The 15421-nt window shown below is 69.7% G+C and carries 14 protein-coding genes; 8 read left to right on the plus strand and 6 right to left on the minus strand.

Going from position 1 to position 15421, the window contains the following annotated elements; translation table 11 throughout:
- Together kynU and AC6LJ5_RS22645 are read left to right on the plus strand one after the other, a co-directional pair.
- A partial coding sequence (kynU, locus tag AC6LJ5_RS22640) for a kynureninase (RefSeq protein WP_498141687.1) occupies positions 1 to 1106 on the plus strand: 1106 nt, incomplete at its 5' end.
- 73 nt (positions 1107 to 1179) lie between these two features.
- Complete coding sequence (locus AC6LJ5_RS22645; protein ID WP_103275962.1) at positions 1180 to 2586, plus strand: amino acid permease; 1407 nt, start codon at positions 1180 to 1182, stop codon at positions 2584 to 2586.
- Here the strand turns inward: AC6LJ5_RS22645 and AC6LJ5_RS22650 are convergent.
- Entirely contained in the window at positions 2534 to 3487 is a 954-nt protein-coding gene (locus tag AC6LJ5_RS22650) for a LysR family transcriptional regulator (RefSeq protein WP_498141688.1), read from the minus strand. The genes AC6LJ5_RS22645 and AC6LJ5_RS22650 overlap by 53 nt on opposite strands.
- 98 nt (positions 3488 to 3585) lie before the next feature.
- Between AC6LJ5_RS22650 and AC6LJ5_RS22655 the strand changes: the two genes are divergently transcribed.
- Positions 3586 to 4713, plus strand: coding sequence for a pyridoxal-phosphate dependent enzyme (locus AC6LJ5_RS22655; protein WP_498141689.1), 1128 nt, complete (start codon positions 3586 to 3588; stop codon positions 4711 to 4713).
- A 15-nt stretch (positions 4714 to 4728) separates the two neighbouring features.
- Here AC6LJ5_RS22655 and AC6LJ5_RS22660 read toward each other — a convergent pair whose 3' ends face one another.
- Positions 4729 to 5643 (minus strand): LysR substrate-binding domain-containing protein, encoded by a 915-nt coding sequence (locus AC6LJ5_RS22660; RefSeq protein WP_498141690.1) that lies wholly within the window; start codon positions 5641 to 5643, stop codon positions 4729 to 4731.
- A gap of 118 nt (positions 5644 to 5761) precedes the next feature.
- Between AC6LJ5_RS22660 and AC6LJ5_RS22665 the strand changes: the two genes are divergently transcribed.
- Positions 5762 to 7072 (plus strand): SLC13 family permease, encoded by a 1311-nt coding sequence (locus tag AC6LJ5_RS22665; protein ID WP_498141691.1) that lies wholly within the window; start codon positions 5762 to 5764, stop codon positions 7070 to 7072.
- Here AC6LJ5_RS22665 and AC6LJ5_RS22670 read toward each other — a convergent pair.
- From AC6LJ5_RS22670 to AC6LJ5_RS22685, 4 genes are all read right to left on the minus strand, one after another.
- Positions 7044 to 7466, minus strand: coding sequence for a VOC family protein (locus AC6LJ5_RS22670; RefSeq protein WP_103275957.1), 423 nt, complete (start codon positions 7464 to 7466; stop codon positions 7044 to 7046). The genes AC6LJ5_RS22665 and AC6LJ5_RS22670 overlap by 29 nt on opposite strands.
- Before the next feature lie 63 nt (positions 7467 to 7529).
- Positions 7530 to 8261, minus strand: coding sequence for a helix-turn-helix transcriptional regulator (locus AC6LJ5_RS22675; protein ID WP_103275956.1), 732 nt, complete (start codon positions 8259 to 8261; stop codon positions 7530 to 7532).
- Between the two features lie 68 nt (positions 8262 to 8329).
- Positions 8330 to 9196 carry a hypothetical protein gene (locus AC6LJ5_RS22680; RefSeq protein ID WP_498141692.1) on the minus strand — a complete coding sequence of 289 codons (867 nt, stop codon included), beginning with the start codon at positions 9194 to 9196 and terminating at the stop codon, positions 8330 to 8332.
- 186 nt (positions 9197 to 9382) lie between these two features.
- The gene (locus AC6LJ5_RS22685; RefSeq protein WP_498141703.1) at positions 9383 to 9850 is read right to left on the minus strand and encodes a hypothetical protein; all 468 of its coding nucleotides are present in this window, start codon (positions 9848 to 9850) and stop codon (positions 9383 to 9385) included.
- A gap of 148 nt (positions 9851 to 9998) precedes the next feature.
- Between AC6LJ5_RS22685 and AC6LJ5_RS22690 the strand changes: the two genes are divergently transcribed.
- From AC6LJ5_RS22690 to AC6LJ5_RS22705, 4 genes are all read left to right on the plus strand, one after another.
- A complete protein-coding gene (locus AC6LJ5_RS22690; protein WP_392409093.1) occupies positions 9999 to 10508 on the plus strand; it encodes a sigma-70 family RNA polymerase sigma factor in 510 nt (169 codons plus the stop codon).
- Entirely contained in the window at positions 10487 to 11491 is a 1005-nt protein-coding gene (locus tag AC6LJ5_RS22695; RefSeq protein ID WP_103275953.1) for a FecR domain-containing protein, read from the plus strand. Before AC6LJ5_RS22690 ends, AC6LJ5_RS22695 begins: the two co-directional genes overlap by 22 nt.
- Positions 11492 to 11621: 130 nt before the next feature.
- Entirely contained in the window at positions 11622 to 14240 is a 2619-nt protein-coding gene (locus tag AC6LJ5_RS22700; RefSeq protein WP_498141693.1) for a TonB-dependent receptor, read from the plus strand.
- Positions 14241 to 14371: 131 nt separating this feature from the next.
- On the plus strand, positions 14372 to 15418 hold the full coding sequence (locus AC6LJ5_RS22705; protein WP_498141694.1) for a hemin-degrading factor: 1047 nt from the start codon (positions 14372 to 14374) through the stop codon (positions 15416 to 15418).
- Positions 15419 to 15421: the final 3 nt, after the last annotated feature.

Below are 15421 nucleotides of genomic sequence, written 5' to 3' on the forward strand. Positions count from 1 at the left end.
CCGACGTGATCGGCAAGGAATGGGGCGCGGGCCTCATCCGCAGCTGGAACACGGCCGGCTGGTTCGACCTGCCCGCCCGCCTGGGCGACAAGCTGGCGGGCCTGATCGGCGCCGGCAAAGGCGAGGTCGTCATCACCGACACCACCTCGCTGAACATCTTCAAGGCGCTGGCCGCCGCGCTGCGCATCCAGCAGCAGGCCAGGCCGGGCCGCCGGGTGATCCTGTCCGAGCGCGACAACTTCCCGACCGACCTGTACATGATCCAGGGCCTGATCGACCTGCTGCAGCAGGGCTACGAGATGCGCCTGATCGATGACGAGCTGCCGCTGGAACAGGCGCTGGACGATTCCGTGGCCGTGGTGCTGCTGTCGCACGTCAACTATCGCAGCGGCCAGATGCACGACATGCGCGCGGTGACGGCGCTGGCGCACGAGCGCGGCGCGCTGACGATCTGGGACCTGGCGCACGCCGCCGGCGCGGTGCCGGTGGACCTGCAGGGCGCCAAGGCCGACTTCGCCGTGGGCTGCACCTACAAGTACCTCAATGGCGGTCCCGGCGCGCCGGCCTTCATCTGGGTGGCGCCGCGCCATATCGACAATTTCTGGCAGCCGCTGTCCGGCTGGTGGGGCCATCAGCGTCCGTTCGACATGACCGTGGCCTACGAGCCAGCCGGCGGCATCCGTCGCTACCTGTGCGGCACGCAGCCCATCGTCTCGCTGTCACTGGTCGAGTGCGGCCTGGACATCGCCCACGCCGCCGGCATCGACGAAGTCCGCAAGAAGTCGCTGGCGCTGGGCGACCTGTTCATCGCGCTGGTCGAGGAACGCTGCGCCGGCCATCCGCTGACGCTGGCCACGCCGCGCGAGCACGCGCTGCGCGGCAGCCACGTCAGCTTCCGCCACCCGAACGGTTTCGAGGTCATGCAGGCGCTGATCGCGCGCGGCGTGATCGGCGACTACCGCGAGCCCGAGGTGCTGCGCTTCGGCCTGACGCCGCTGTACCTGGGCCACGCCGATGTCTGGGACGCCGTCGAGGTCCTGAAGGATGTGCTCGATACCCGCGCCTGGGACAAGCCCGAGTTCAAGCATCGCGCCGCCGTGACCTGAGCACGGCGCCGGCACGGACCACGCAGGCCCCCGCAGAGGGGCCGCGCCCGCACAACAACACAAGGAGGAAGACATGTCGCAACCGCAAGGATTCGGCCGCATCGCCGAACGCGAGCAAGGCCTGAAGCGGCGCCTGAGTTCCGGCCAGATGAGCATGATCGCCATCGGCGGGGCCATCGGCACCGGCCTTTTCCTGGGCAGCAAGTTCGCCATCGGCTTCGCCGGCCCCAGCGTGCTGATCAGCTACGCCATAGGCGGGCTGATCACGCTGCTGTTAATGGGCTGCCTGGCCGAGATGACGGTGGCGCATTCCACCTCTGGCTCCTTCGGCGCCTATGCCGAACACTACATCGGCCCGCTGGCCGGCTTCCTGGTGCGCTATGCCTACTGGTCCTGCGTGGTGCTGGCGGTCGGCACCGAGGTCACCGCGGTGGCCGAGTACATGAAGTTCTGGTTTCCCTCGGTGCCCGGCTGGCAGTGGGTCTGCGTGTTTTCGGCCGCGCTGATCTTCATCAACGCCATGAGCGTGAAGGCCTTCGGCACGGTGGAATACTGGTTCTCGACCATCAAGGTCAGCGCCATCGTCGCCTTCATCGTGCTGGGCGCCTATGTGGTCTGGGGCAGCCCGGAGCACGGCGTGGCGCAGTACACCGCGCATGGCGGCTTCTTTCCCAACGGCGTCTGGGGCATGTGGGTCGCGGTGGTGATCTCTATCTTCAGCTACCTCAGCGTGGAGATGATCGCGGTGGCGGCCGGCGAGGCCGAGGATCCGGAGCGGGCCGTGAAGCAGGCGTTCCGCGCCACCATCGTGCGCCTGGTGGTGTTCTACCTGCTGACGCTGGCGCTGATCCTGGCCATCGTGCCCTGGGACCAGGCCGGCAAGGGCGGCAGTCCCTTCGTCAAGGTGATGCAGGCCGTGGACATTCCCTATGCGGCCGGCGTGATCAATTTCATCGTGCTGGTGGCGGCGCTGTCGGCCATGAACAGCCAGCTCTACATCACCACCCGCATGATGTTCAGCCTGTCGCGCGCCGGCCATGCGCCGGCCGCGCTGGGCCGGCTTACGCGCGGCGGCACGCCGCTGAACGCGCTGCTGCTGTCGACCAGCGGCATCGCCATCGCCACGGTGCTGAACGTGTTGTATCCGGAGACCTCGTTCACGCTGATGATGGCCATCTCCATGTTCGGCGCGCTGTTCACCTGGATGATGATCTTCGTCACGCACTATTTCTTCCGCCGTCGCTGGGCGCGCGAGGGCGGGGCGCGGCTGTCGTTCCGCATGCCGGGCTTTCCGGCGCTGACGCTGCTGGGGGCGCTGGCCATGCTGGCGATCCTGCTCACCACCTACTTCACGTCGGTGTTCAAGATGACGCTGGTGTTCGGCGTGCCCTTCCTGTTGGCGCTGTCGGCGCTGTATTACCTGCTGTTCAGGAAGCGTGGCGAGCGGGCGGCGTTGCGGGCGGGGCTGGAGCGTCCATGAGGCCTGCGCCGGCCTGGCGCAAGGCGGCCAGCATGGCGCGGGCGCGGACCGGCAAGGAGCGCGATGCGTACACGGCGTGGACCTGGGGCGACACGCCCCGGGCCGAGGTCACGGTATAGGCCGGACACACGCGCACCAGCGTGCCGCGTGCGATTTCCGGCAGCGCGGCCCAGTCCGCCAGCCGCGCCACGCCCGCGCCTGCCAGCGCCAGCGCCATCAGGCTGCTGCCAGTGCTGACGCGCAGGGCCGGCTCCGCGCGCAGGCGCTGGATGCTGCCCTCGCCGCGCAGGTGCCAGTCCTTGAGCACGCGCGGGCCGGTGTGCATGATGAGGCGGTGGCGCACCAGGTCTTCCGGTTGGCGCGGCAGTCCCATGCGCGCCACGTAGTCCGGGCTGGCGCATAGCAGTCGCTCATAGGGCCACAGGCGCGCGCCCAGCAGCTCGCTGGAGGCGGGAAAGCCGCCGCGAACGGCGAAGTCCAGTCCTTCGGCGATCGGATCCACCCATTTGTCGGTATAGCTGATGTCGATGCGCACGTCGGGGTAGTCCTCGGCATAGCGCCGCAGCACGGCCGGCAGCAGCGCCACGCCCAGCAGGTCGGGCGCGGAAAAGCGCAGCCGGCCCTGGGCGCCGCGCTGCGTCTCGCGCAGCGCTTCGCGCGCGCTTTCTTCCAGGCGCAGCATGTCGCGCGCCGACTCGACATAGCGCTCGCCCTGCGGCGTCAGCGTCACGCTGGTCTTGCTGCGCGTCAGCAGTTGCGCGCCCAGCTGGCGCTCCAGCGCCTGCACCGCCCGTGTTACGGCGCTGGGCGAGGCGCCCAGCGCGCGGGCGGCCAACACGAAGCTCTGGCGTTCGGCCACGGCGCAAAAGACCTGGTGTTCCCATAGCGGCCCACGTTCCATGGCGCCTCCTTGATTGCGGATATCGCAACATGATATTGCAACGCCAGACGGTCCGGCGCGCCTAGACTGCGGCCATCGACATTACTCGGCCGCACGCCATGAACGAACCGCATTACTACGATCCCCAGACCGGCGCCCGCTACGCGCTGGACGAGCCGCGCTGGTGTTCCGACGCGCGCACGCCGCTGATGATCTCGCCGCTGGCCGGAATGTCGCGCGACGACATCGACACGCGCGCGCGTTCGCTGTGGCGCTACCGGGCCGCGTTGCCGCGCGTCATCGACGCGCCGGTCTCCATGGGCGAGGGCTGCACGCCCATGGCCGAGCGCGCCTGGGGCGCTCTGCGCCCGCATTTCAAGCTGGAGTGGTTCAACCCGACCTGCAGCTTCAAGGATCGCGGCGCGGCGGTGATGCTGTCCTGGCTGCGCCAGATCGGCATCGGCGCTGTCGGCGAGGACAGCTCGGGCAACGGCGGCGCGGCCATCGCGGCGTTCGGCGCGGCGGCGGGCATGGCGGTGACCATCTTCGCGCCGGCCTATGCCTCGCCGGCCAAGATCGCGCAGATCCGCGCCTTCGGCGCCGACGTGCGGCTGGTGGACGGGCCGCGCGAAGCCTCGCAGGACGCGGCCATCCGCGCATCAGGCGAGCTGTACTACGCCAGCCATAACTGGCAGCCCTTCTTCCTGCAGGGCACCAAGTCCATCGCCTACGAAATGTGGGAGGACTTCGGCTTCGAGGCGCCGGACAACGTGGTGATTCCGGCAGGCGCCGGCAGCAATGTGCTGGGCTGCGCCATCGGCTTCGCCGAGCTGCTGGCGGCCGGCCAGATCCGCCGGCTGCCGCGCCTGTTCGTGGCCCAGCCGCTGCATTGCTCGCCGGTGGACGCGAGCTTCCAGGCGGGCGCGGACACCCTGGTCGAGCGCCCGGTGCTACCCACGGTGGCCGAGGGCACGGCCATCCGCCAACCCTTGCGCCTGCGCGAAATGCTGCAGGCCGTGCGCGCCAGCGGCGGGCAGACCGTGGCGGTGCCCGAGGATGCGATCGTGGCCGCCGTGCGCAAGCTGGCCGCGATGGGGCTCTATGCCGAGCCGACCAGCGCGACGGCCGCCGCCGCGCTCGACATGCTGGCCGCGCGCGGCGCCATCGCGCAGACCGAACGCACGGTCGTGCTGCTGACGGGGTCGGGCCTGAAGGCCTCGCAGTTCATGACGGAGCTGTATTCGTAACGGCCTCGTCCGGGGCTAGCCGGCGGCCTGGCCCGCCGCGCCCTCGCTGTCCGCCAGCAAGTGGTCGAGCAGGCGGCAGGCGCGCGCGCTCAGGCCCTGGCGCGACTGCACGCAGATCAGCAGCTGGCGCGTGGCCCAGGCGTCGGACAGCGTCACCGCGCCTACGTCCAGCAGCCGGCTCATGCCGTGCGCCGTGCTTTCAGGAACGATGCCCACGCCCACGCCGGCCTGCACCAGCCGGCACATGGCGTCGAAGCTGCGCAGCTGCACGCGCAGCCTGATGGGCTTGCCCGCCACCAGGGCCTGGCGCGCGAGGAAGCGCTGCAGCGCGCTGCTGCGGTCCAGGCCGACGAAATCCTCGTCCAGCACCTCGCCGAAGGCGACCTGGGCGCGGCCGGCCAGCGCGTGTCCGCGCGGCACGATCAGGACGAAGCGGTCGCAGCGGTAGGGATGGGTTTCCAGCGCGCCGGTGTCCACCGTGCCCGCGACGATGCCGATGTCGGCCGAGCCGTCGGCGATGGCTTCGACGATCTCATCGCTCAGCATCTCCTGCAGTTCGACGTTGATGCGCGGATGCGCGGCCAGGAAGCCGCTCAGCGCCTCCGGCAGGAAGGCGGTCAGCGCGTTGGTGTTGGACAGCATGCGCACCGAGCCGCCGAACTCGCCGGCGTAGCCGGACAGGTCGTCGCGCAGGCGCTCGGCCTGCGCCAGCATCAGGCGCGCGTGCGAGGCCAGTTTCTGGCCGGCCGGCGTGGGCGTGACGCCGTGGCGACCGCGTTCCAGCAGCGGCGCGCCCAGCGAGGCTTCCAGGTTGCGGATGCGGGCGCTGGCGGCGGCCAGGGCCAGGTTGGCGCGGGCGGCGCCGTGCGTGATGCTGCCGGCCTGCACCACGTGCAGGAAGAGCGCCAGATCAGTCAGGTCGAAACGCATGCGTATCCGTTGCGTCAGCCTACGCCAGCCGTGTAGGCAGCCTGCGCCAATCGCGCATTTTCAGCGTCGTACAGGGTCCGTACACTGCGCCGATTCTTATTTTCGCCACGGTGGTTCCATGCATGCCTTAGTCTCCGGGTTTCCGATTCTACCCGCCGCCCTGACGGCGATCACGATCGCGCTATGGGCTTTTTCGCGCCTGCCGGAATACCTCACGGCGCTGCTGTTCTTCGGCGGCGCCATGGCGCTGGCGGCGGCGCCGCGCGAGGTGGTGTTCTCGGGTTTCGCCTCGGCCGCGTTCTGGCTGGTGCTCAGCGGCTATGTGCTGGGCCTGGCGCTGAAGTACACCGGCCTGGCCGACCGCATGGCCGGCCTGCTGTCGCGCCGCCTGGCAGGGGGCTACCTGACCGTGACGGCCGGCGTGGTCACGCTGACCTATCTGCTGGCCTTCGTCATGCCGTCGAACATGGGGCGCATCGCGCTGCTGATGCCCATCGTGCTGGCTTATGCCGACCGCATCGGCCTGGCGCCCGGCAGCCGTGGCCGCATCGGGCTGGCGCTGGCGGTGGGCTTCGGCACCTTCCAGCTGTCCACCTCCATCCTGCCGGCCAACGTGCCGAACCTGGTCATGGCCGGCAGCATCGAGGGCAGCTACGGGCTGCAGCTGGGCTATCTGCCCTATCTGTGGCTGCACGCGCCGGTGCTGGGCATCCTGAAGGGCGTGCTGCTGACCTGTTGCATCGCCTGGATGTTCCGCGACACGCCCAGGCGCGCGGAGCAAGCCGCCGCCGCCGCGCCGCTGTCGGCCGCCGAGAAACGGCTGGGCTGGCTGCTGGCGCTGACGTTGCTGGGCTGGGTGACGGACAGTGTGCACGGCGTGTCGCCGGCCTGGATCGGGCTGCTGTCGGCCTGCGTCTGCCTGCTGCCCAAGGTGGGCTTCGTCAGCGGCGACCAGTTCGGCAAGGAAGTGAACTTTCGCACCGCCATCTATGTGGCGGGCATCCTGGGGCTGGCGGCGATGGTGGCTGACAGCGGGCTGGGGGGCATCATCGGCAAGGCGCTGCTGGCCTGGTTGCCGCTGTCGCCGGACGCGCCGATGCGCAGCTTTTTCTCGTTGGTGGGCTTGTCTGCGTTGCTGAACTTCGTGGTCACCGCCAATGGCGTGCCGGCGCTGTACACGCCGCTGGCCGAGACGCTGGCGCAGGCCTCGGGTTTTTCGCTGATGGCGGTGTTGATGGCGCAGGTGGCGGGCTACGCCACGGTGGTCATGCCGTACCAGGCCTCGCCCATCGTGGTGGCGATGGGCATGGGGCAGGTGCCGGCGCGCAGCGGCCTGGCCTTGAGCCTGGTCACCGCGCTGCTGTCGTTCGCGCTGCTGGTGCCGCTGGACTATCTGTGGTTCAGGCTCCTTGGAATGCTGGGATCGTGACCATGGCGTCGGGCTCGGCCGCCGGTTCTTCCCTGGGCGCGAAGACGCGCAGACGATGGCCGTCCGGGTCCAGCGCCACGAAGGTGCGGCCGAAGTCCATGTCGATCGGCGCCTGCAGGATGGGCAGGCCGCGCAGGCTCCAGTCGCGGTAGCGGTCGGCCAGGGCCTGGGTGTCCGGCACGGTGAAGGCCAGTTCGGTGGCGCCGCCCCGGCCGGCGGCGGCCGGTTCCACGGTGTAGCGCGACCACAGGCCCAGCATCAGGCCGGAGTCCAGCGCGAACAGCGCGAAGGTGGGCGAGCTTTCGACGGGCGGACGTTGCAGCAGCGCGCTGTAGAACGCCGCGCTGGCTTCGGGTTTTTCGACGTAGAGGATGAGAAAGTTCGTGTCGGACATGATGCGCTCCTGGCGGCGGATGGGACCTTGAGGTCGGTAGCGCAAGCTTAGGAGCGGATGCTGTCAGTTTTTGGCAGCAGTCTTCGGCCGCCGCGATCCCTCGGCCTCGGGCTGTTCCCGAGCCTGATTGAGAGCGCGCCATTCCTTGAGCAGCGCGTGGCGCCGGCGCGGGTAGCGCGGACCGGCGCTCAGCGCGGCGATGCGGTCGGTGCGGAAATGGCGGTAGTCCTGGCGCAGCTCGCACCAGGCCATGACGATGCGCACGCTGTCGAAGAAGCCCAGCGCGAAGGGCCAGATGGTGCGCACCGAATCCGCGCCCTTGTCGTCGCGGTAGGTGATGTCCACTTTCTGCTCGGCGCGGATGGCCTGGCGGATCTGGGACAGGTCGACCCGGTCCACCACGCAGACGGCGCTGGGGCCGATCAGCAGCGGTATCGCGTCCAGCTCATCGCGCACTTCTGGCGGCAGCACCGCGCCGATCTTGGCCAGCGCATTGCGGGCGGCCAGGCCCAGGCGCGCGTCCGAGCGCTGCGCGACCCAGCGCGTGCCCAGCACCAGCGCCTCGATTTCCTCGGTGCTGAACATCAGCGGCGGCAGCATGAAACCGGGCTTGAGCACATAGCCCATGCCCGGCTCGCCGTCGATCTCCGCGCCCTGGGCCTGCAGCGTGGCGATGTCGCGGTACAGCGTGCGCAGGCTGATGCCCAGTTCCGACGCCAGGCGGTGACCACTGACTGGCAGACGGTGGCGACGCAGGGTTTGCAGCAGGTCGAGCAGGCGTTCGGCGCGGGACATGGACAGACGGTGGGGCGGGAATCACGCAATACTGCCACGAAATGGCAGTATTGCGCATTGCTTGCGCCCTAGCGCTTGACCGGCTTGCCGGTGGCCACGTCGATCGCCGAGCCGTCTTCCAGGCTGATGCGGTAGATCTCGCGCAGCACGTTGCCGGCGAAACCGATCTCGACGATGGAGACATCCTTGAAGGTGGTCTGGATGCCGTCTGGCAGGATGGCGTTGAACTTGTCGGCTTCCTGCTTCATGGCGTCCTGCAGCCGCGCGTCGTACAGAGTCATGCTGTAGACCAGCGTGGTGTGCGGGTTGTGCGCGCGCACTTCCTGGCCGTCCCGCACGACGTTCACGCCGCTCACGCCCACGCTGCGGACCAGATCGCGGCCGGCGTCGGCCATCTTGGCGTACACCGGACCGGTGACGCGCGGCAGCGGGCCATCGCGCAGCGGCGCCAGCGCCGCCGTGACCACGGTGTTGTAGCGCATCAGTTCCTCGAAGCCGGCGCCGCTCTTGACCACGCCCAGGTCCAGCCACCATGGATGGCCGGCGCCCTTGGCGGCTTCGGTCGGATAGAAAGTCTTGAGCGTGACCGGAATCGGCGCGGGCGGCTTGGGCAGCGCGACCAGCATGCGAGCGGGCGTGGTCGGATCGGCGCTGTGGATGTGGACCACCGTCACGTGTGGGATGTTGGGCGTTTCCGCCTCGGTCTGCAGACCCAGCTTGAGCAGGTCCGACTTGAGCGCGCCGTTGATCTTGCCGTCCAGCACGGCGTTGACTTCCTGGGGCAGGCGGTAGACCACGCCATAGGTCGCCTTGTGTTCGCGAAAGCCGGGCTGTTCCAGCGAGCTGTTGTCCTGGACGGCCGTGGCGGCGAGGGCGGCCGGGCCGCAAAGGACGGACAGGCCGAGCGTGGCCAGGGGCAGGATGCATTTGAACATGGGATTTCCTTCTCGTTGTGATTGGGGACCCGCGAGAGTCGCGTCCAGTGTGAGAAGGCGGGATGTACGCCGTATTGCGCCGAACCAAAGAATTCCGATAGGTGCCGCCGATGTTCTGATAGCTGCGGGCGGGGGGGCCTGCGCCAGGCGGCGCCCGCCCCGCCCCGTGCCGGCGCGGACGCCGGGTCAGGCCAGGAAAACCGCCGCCACGACCGCCAGGCCCAGCAGCAGGTTCACGCCCACCCAGCGGCGGATCAGGGCCATGTTGCGCCCGCCCGCCGGCCAATCGGCGGCCGCCACGGCGGCGGCCAGGCCCTTGAAGGGCACCAGCCGGATGTAGGCGTAGATGGCCGTCATGACGATGCCGCCTGCCGCCATCAGCGTCCAGGCGGGCGGCATGAAGAAGGCGCCGCCGCTTTGCGAGGCCTGCGCCGCTTCCTGCCCGATCATCGCCGCGCCGGTCGCCAGGATCAGCACGATGGCCGCCAGCACCGCGTTCAGGAACGGACCCAGCACCGCCGCCATCAGGCTCAGGCGCTGCGGCGGCTCCAGCCGCGCGGCCGCCGGCCGCAGGAAACAGTGGGCGAACAGCATGCCGCCAACCCAGAGGATGACGGCCAGGAGGTGGACAAGCTTCAGCAGGGCGTAGGACATGGTCTTGGGACAGTGGAAGTGGGGACGGAGTCCCATCATATCGCCCCGGCGATTGCGCGGCGGGCTTGACCTGGATCAGGGTTTTTCACTTAGAATGAGATTGATTTCTATTTGTGATTGTTCAAAGCTCGATATCAGGGAAGCCGCCGTGCCGAATTCCGCGCTCCTCACCGGCGACGCCGTCCACACGCTCTACAGCAGGCACCACGGCTGGCTGCACAACTGGCTGCGCGCCAAGCTGGGCAACAGCTTCGATGCGGCCGACCTGGCGCAGGACACCTTCATCCGGGTGCTGCGGCACCGGCAGGAAATCGAGGCGCTGCGCGAGCCGCGCGCCTACCTGACCGCCATCGCCAAGCGGTTGATGCTGAACCATCACCGCCGCCGCGCGCTGGAGCAGGCCTACCTGGACGCGCTGGCGGTCATGCCGCCGGCGCTGGCGCCGTCGGTGGAACAGCGGCTGCTGATCCTGGAGGCGCTGCACGAGATCGACGAAATGCTGTCGGGTCTGCCGGGTCCGGTGCGCGAGGCCTTCCTGCTGGCGCAGCTCGAAGGCCTGAGCCAGGGCGAGATCGCCGCGCGCCTGGATGTCTCGCCACGCACTGTTCACCGCTACATCGCGCGCGGATACGAGCAATGCATCCTGGCGGTGGCATGAGCGCGCCGGCGGGCGGAACGGGCGAGCTGCCCGAGGTGGAACGGAGCGTCGCCCGGCAGGCGGCGCGCTGGATGATGCTGCTGGGCTCCGGCCGCGCCAGCCCGTCGGACCTGCTGGCCTGCGAGCAATGGCGCTCCAGCAAGGCCGAACATGAACATGCCTGGCAGCGCGCGCAGCGCGTCAGCCAGCGCTTCGGCCTGGTGCCGGCCACGCTGGGCATGGCGGCGCTGAACCGGCCCGCGTCGCCGCGCCGCCGCGCCGTGCTCAAGACCCTGGCGCTGGCCTCGGCGACCGGTCCGCTGGCCTGGGCCGCGTGGCGCGCCGATCCGCTGGATTGGACCGCCGACTACCGCAGCGCCGCCGGCGAGCTGCGCGAAGTGGCGCTCAGCGACGGATCCCGTCTTTACCTGAACACGGCCAGCGCCGTGGACGTGGCGTTCAGCGCCGCCTCGCGGCTGCTGCGGCTGCGCGCCGGCGAGATCGCGCTGCATGTGCGTGACGAGTCGGGCGCGCAGGCGCGGCCCTTCGTGGTGCGCACGCGTTACGGCGACATCGAGGCGCGCGCCGGCCGCTACTGCGTGCGACAGGAAGACGGGTTTTGCCGCGTCAGCGTGCAGGAGGGCGCGCTGCGCGTGGCGGCGCGCGCGGGACGGTATCTGCCGCTGGCGGCGGGCGCCGAGCTGCGCCTGGACGATCAGGGCCCATCCGACGCCGCGCCCGCCGATCCCCATGCCGCCGACTGGATGCGCAACGTGTTGCACGCCCGTGAAATGCGGCTCGACGCCTTCGCCGCCGAGCTGGGGCGCTACCGGCCCGGCCTGCTGCGCTGCGATCCGGCCGTGGCGCCTTTGCGCGTTTCGGGCGCGTTCCAGCTGCACGACACCGACGCGGTGCTGGCGGCGCTGCCTGCCACGCTGCCGGTGAGCGTGCGTTACCGCACGTCCTACTGGGTCACGATCGGGCCGCGCATCGCGGCGGCCTGAATCGCCGTTGTTACAAAAAAGTGAGAGCCATGTTGTCCGATTCGTCGTGCTCGAGGGTCATGGGGGGTAGAGGCAGATGAATGCCTGTGCATGCCCGCAAGTCGCTACCCGCTGGATCGAAAGGACGATCATGACCCACACCCTCAACCGCCGTTCTCGCCGCCCGGACGGTCCGCAGGCCGCCGACGGCGCGCCGCGCCGCCCGACCCGTTTATCCCTGGCCTTGCGCGCGGCGCTGGCCCTGTCGGCCGCGCCGGCGGTGCTGGCGCCTGGCGCCGCGCAGGCGCAAGCGGTCCAGGCCCGCGCGGCCAGTTACCGCATCCCGGCGGGGCCGCTGGCAGAGGCGCTGCCGCGTTTCGCCGACGCCGCCGGCGTGACCGTGCTGTTCGATGCCGCCTTGCTGGGCGCGCGCGGCACCGGCGGCCTGAACGGTTCCTACTCCGTGTCCGAGGGCTTCGCCCGCCTGCTGGCCGGCTCAGGCCTGGCCGCGCGCGAGCGCAGCGCCGGCGTTTACGTGCTGGTGCCGCAGGCCGGCGTGACGAACCTGGATCCCGTGCGCGTCGAGGGCGAGGGCAGCCGCCCCGCGCCCGCCTGGCAAAGCAGCACCGACCGCAAGCGCCTGGACGAGTTGCAGGTGCGCAACTGGAGCGACTTCGGCAGGCGCGTCGAGCCGGGCGTCAATTTCAATCGCCTGACCAACAGCATCAATATCCGTGGCCTGGACCAGGACCGCGTGCTGACTCGCGTGGACGGCATCCGCCTGCCCTGGCTGGACGATGGCGCGCGCGGCGTGAAGGGCGGATTGGAGTCGGTGGACTTCAACAGCCTGTCGCGCCTGGACATCGTGCGCGGCGCCGACGCCAGCGGCAGCGGCGGCGGCTCGGGCGCGATCTCCGGCATCGCCGACCTGCGCACGCTCAATCCGTCCGACCTGCTGGAGGATGGCAAGCGCTTCGGCGCGCTGGCCAAGACCGACTACGACACCACCGACAGCAGCTGGGGCGCCAACGCGGCGCTGGCCGGCCAGATCCACGAGAACACCTTCTGGCTGGTGCAGGCGGGCCTGCGCAACGGGCACGCGGTTGACAACCGCGGCGACGTGGGCGGCTACGGCCCGCGCCGCAACCAGCCCACGCCCGAGGACTACAGCCAGCGCAGCTTCCTGCTCAAGCTGCAGCAGCGCATGGACGGCGGCCATCGCTTCGGCGTGACCGGCGAGTATTTCAAGCGCACGGCGGATTTCGACAATATGTTCGAACAGGGCGCGGGCACGTCCTACCTGTACGGCGAGAACAGCGTGCGCAAGGAAACCGAGCGCCAGCGCGTGTCGCTGGACTACAGCTACAGGGCGCCGTCCGACGGCGGCCTGCTCGATACCGTCACGGCCGCGCTCTATTGGCAGCGCGTGTCGCTGGACACCCGTCAGACGGCGGTGCGCAGCGTGGATCCGCGGGCCTTCATCATTCCCCGCGATCCGTTCCGCTATGGCTTTCCCAGCGGCCCGTATGGCCGCGACAACAGCATCCGCCAGACCATGTACGGCGTGAACGCCGAGGCGACCAAGCGCCTGGGCGGCGCGGTGACGCAGTTGTGGACCCTGGGCGGCGAGTGGTACGGCAACAAAACCGAGCAGCAATCCAGCGGCTACGACAACTGCCCCGTGATCCGTCCCGGCACGCCCGCGCCATTCGGCCCGCGCGCCTGCGACATGCTGCACACCAACCAGGCCGACGTGCCGCAATCCAAGGGCAGCCAGTGGGCCATGTGGGTGCAGGACGAATTCGGCTTCGCCGACGGCCGCTACACGCTGACGCCGGCGCTGCGCTACGACCACTACAAGCAGAAGCCCGAGAGCACCGACAGCTACGCCAGCAATCCCAATGCCGGCAAGCTGCCCTCGGCCAACAGCGCCGGCCGCTTCTCGCCCAAGCTGCTGGCCGGCTGGAAGGCGGCCGACGAACTCAGCCTGTACGCGCAATACGCCTATGGCTTCAAGGCGCCCAGCCCGTCCCAGCTCTACACCAACTACGGCGGCGCCGGCACCTATCTGCGCGTGGGCAATCCCGACCTGAAACCCGAAACCAGCAAGGGCTGGGAACTGGGCGCCACGCTGGGCTCCGATGACCTGGGCGGCGCGCTGTCGTTCTTCGACAACCGCTATCAGAACTTCATCGACACCAGCGTGCCGCTGGACGCCAATTCGCCGACGTGGCAGCCGGCCTGGGCGGGCCAGTATCCGCTGGGCGTCACCGGCACCGTCAATCGCGCCCGCGTGCGCATCTACGGCGCCGAGGCCAGCGCGCACTGGAAATTCGCGACCGGCTGGCGCACCTGGGGCTCGCTGGCCTGGGCCGTGGGCAAGGATGAAGGCACCGGCCAGCACCTGAACTCGGTCGCGCCGCTCAAGGCCATCGTCGGCCTGGGCTACGGCCGCGACGCCTGGGGCGTGGACGCCATGCTGACGGCCGCGCTCAAGCGCGATAAGGTGGAGTATCCGAACCCGACGGCCAAGGCGCCCAACGCCGATTTCCAGGCGCCGGGCTACGGCGTGATGGACCTGATGGGGTACTGGCGGCCGGAAGCGGTCAAGGGCCTGCAGCTGCAGGCCGGTGTGTACAACCTGTTCGACAAGAAATACTGGGAGGCCATCAACGTGCCGACCGCGGGCGCGATGCAAATAGCGCGCCCGGTGGATTGGTATACCGAGCCGGGCCGCAGCCTGCGGATATCGCTCACGTACCAATATTGACCCGATAGGCCGCCGCCCCTGCCCGCATGGCGCATCGCTTCACGGTGCATGACGGGCAAGGGCGACGGCGGTATCGCCGCCGACGATCCGACATCCTTTCCATCACCCCCTTTCAGGCCGGAGGGCCAGACATGAGCAACATCGATTTCGACACCCGCGCCGCCGAACTGCGCGCCCGCAACGAGGCCCTGGCGGCCGAACAGCCCAAGCTGCGCGCCCGCAACCTGGCCCAGGCGCTGGGCGTGTCCGAGGCGCAGTGGGTCGCCGCCGGCTGTGGCGGCGTCAAGGCGACCGCGCTGCACGGCGAGCCCCAGGCCATCTTCCGCGACCTGAGCACGCTGGGCGAGGTCATGGCGCTGACGCGCAACGACTGGTGCGTGCACGAACGCCACGGCCGCTACCTGGACATCCAGGCCGACGGTCCGGTCGGGCTGGTGCTGGGGCCGGACATCGACCTGCGCGTGTTCTTCTCGTGCTGGCGCTCGGCCTGGGCCGTGGAGCAGGACGGGCGGCACAGCCTGCAGTTCTTCGACGGCGAGGGCGTGGCCGTGCACAAGGTGTATCGCACCGAGGCCACCGATGTGGCCGCCTACGACGCGCTGGTCGCGCGTCACGCGGGTCCGTCGCGGTGGCCGGAAAGCACGCCGGCCGCGCCCGCGTCCGACGCCGCCAGCGTGGCCGATGGCGAGCAGTGGCGCGCCGCCTGGCTGGGCATGAAGGACACGCACGAGTTCTTCCCGCTGCTGCGCAAGTTCAAGATCACCCGGCTGGCGGCGCTGGCCGCCGCCGGCGAGGATCTGGCCCAGCAGGTGCCGGCCGACGCCGTCGAACGCGCGCTGGAGTCGGCGGCTGCCTCGGGCCTGTCCATCATGTGCTTCGTGGGCAACCGAGGCATGATCCAGATCCACACCGGCCCGGTGCGCCAGCTGCGCCGCACCGGCCCCTGGTACAACGTGCTGGATCCGAAGTTCAACCTGCACCTGGACACCACCGCCATCGCCTCGTCCTGGGTGGTGAACAAGCCGACCTCCGACGGCTGGGTCACGTCGCTGGAGCTGTATGCCGCCAACGGCGACCTGATTGCCCAGTTCTTCGGCGAGCGCAAGCCCGGCAAGCCCGAGCTGCCCGGCTGGCGCGAGCTGATGAGCGGCCTGTGCGCCGTGCCGCTGGCCGTATGAGGA

It is taken from the genome of Achromobacter sp. 1011791174 (genome assembly GCF_059760925.1).

Bases quoted from the DNA above. Each gene is read 5' to 3' on its own strand.
- AC6LJ5_RS22685 (WP_498141703.1), bottom strand. From the start codon at position 9,850: ATGTCCTACGCCCTGCTGAAGCTTGTCCACCTCCTGGCCGTCATCCTC.
- AC6LJ5_RS22695 (WP_103275953.1), top strand. From the start codon at position 10,487: ATGCATCCTGGCGGTGGCATGAGCGCGCCGGCGGGCGGAACGGGCGAG.
- AC6LJ5_RS22650 (WP_498141688.1), bottom strand. From the start codon at position 3,487: ATGGAACGTGGGCCGCTATGGGAACACCAGGTCTTTTGCGCCGTGGCC.
- AC6LJ5_RS22705 (WP_498141694.1), top strand. From the start codon at position 14,372: ATGAGCAACATCGATTTCGACACCCGCGCCGCCGAACTGCGCGCCCGC.
- AC6LJ5_RS22660 (WP_498141690.1), bottom strand. From the start codon at position 5,643: ATGCGTTTCGACCTGACTGATCTGGCGCTCTTCCTGCACGTGGTGCAG.
- AC6LJ5_RS22665 (WP_498141691.1), top strand. From the start codon at position 5,762: ATGCATGCCTTAGTCTCCGGGTTTCCGATTCTACCCGCCGCCCTGACG.
- AC6LJ5_RS22675 (WP_103275956.1), bottom strand. From the start codon at position 8,261: ATGTCCCGCGCCGAACGCCTGCTCGACCTGCTGCAAACCCTGCGTCGC.
- AC6LJ5_RS22700 (WP_498141693.1), top strand. From the start codon at position 11,622: ATGACCCACACCCTCAACCGCCGTTCTCGCCGCCCGGACGGTCCGCAG.
- AC6LJ5_RS22680 (WP_498141692.1), bottom strand. From the start codon at position 9,196: ATGTTCAAATGCATCCTGCCCCTGGCCACGCTCGGCCTGTCCGTCCTT.
- AC6LJ5_RS22670 (WP_103275957.1), bottom strand. From the start codon at position 7,466: ATGTCCGACACGAACTTTCTCATCCTCTACGTCGAAAAACCCGAAGCC.
- AC6LJ5_RS22645 (WP_103275962.1), top strand. From the start codon at position 1,180: ATGTCGCAACCGCAAGGATTCGGCCGCATCGCCGAACGCGAGCAAGGC.
- AC6LJ5_RS22655 (WP_498141689.1), top strand. From the start codon at position 3,586: ATGAACGAACCGCATTACTACGATCCCCAGACCGGCGCCCGCTACGCG.